We start from the raw sequence: 966 nt of genomic DNA on the forward strand, positions 1-966 counted from the left end.
AAAGGGGAGGCTTTAAACCAGAATATTTCGGTAAGAGATTATATCATGGTATAATCTACATATTCCATATTGATACAATAATAGTGGTTTTCATTAACATAGAATACAAATATCAGAGCTGTAACTTATCAAATTTAAACATACTTATCTTTTTTTTGTAATCTAGCTTTGTGAAAACCGCTAGAAATTATCCAGGTTATATAGGTAAAATTTTATGAATGTTAATCAAAATACTCCCAAATCTCCCACTAAAATTTTAGTTGTTGAAGACGAGCTAATTGCAGCAGAAAATATTGCTAGAAATCTTAAAAAATTAGGATATGAAGTAATTGGAATTGTAGACTCTGGTGAAGAAGCTATTCAAGCTGCGACAGAAAACCATCCTAATTTAGTGCTAATGGATATTATGCTTCAAGGAGATTTAGATGGTATCGAAGCTGCTGGACATATTCGGTCTGAATTAAAAATACCTGTTATTTATATGACTGCTTATGCAGATGATGATACATTGGGGCGGGCAAAATTAACCGAACCTTATGGTTACTTAGTCAAGCCATTTAAACCTCAAGCTTTAAGAACTACAATTGAGATTGCTCTGCAAAAACATCAAAGTGAACAAGTAGTAGAATCATCCTATATTAAGGAAATTGAAGAGGTAAAAAATCAGCTCGATCGGTTAACAAATCAAGAGGAGATAACTTCTTTTACAAATCGGATCGTCCTATCAGATAAGTTTGCTAAAGTTGTTAGTAAAATCGACAATTTTCAGGAAAAAAAATCTCAACCAGACAAAGATTGTACGCCAACTATTCCTGTAGTTTGTTTAGGTATTAATCGCTTCAAGCGCATCAATAATTTAGGATACGAGTGGGGCGATATATTAATTAAATCTATAGTTAAAAGAATTAATAAATTTATTAGTAAAGGCAGTATTATTGCTCGGTTAAATACAGATGAGTTGGTAAT

The 966-nt window shown here is 31.8% G+C and carries 1 protein-coding gene; it reads left to right on the forward strand.

Annotation, left to right across the window (positions count from 1 at the left end; all coding sequences use genetic code 11):
• Positions 1 to 214: 214 nt before the first annotated feature.
• Positions 215 to 966: response regulator (locus AFK68_RS36040; RefSeq protein WP_168186255.1), on the forward strand; the 752-nt coding region annotated here is incomplete at its 3' end.

The organism is Hydrocoleum sp. CS-953 (assembly GCF_002260545.1).
Classification (GTDB): domain Bacteria; phylum Cyanobacteriota; class Cyanobacteriia; order Cyanobacteriales; family Microcoleaceae; genus Trichodesmium.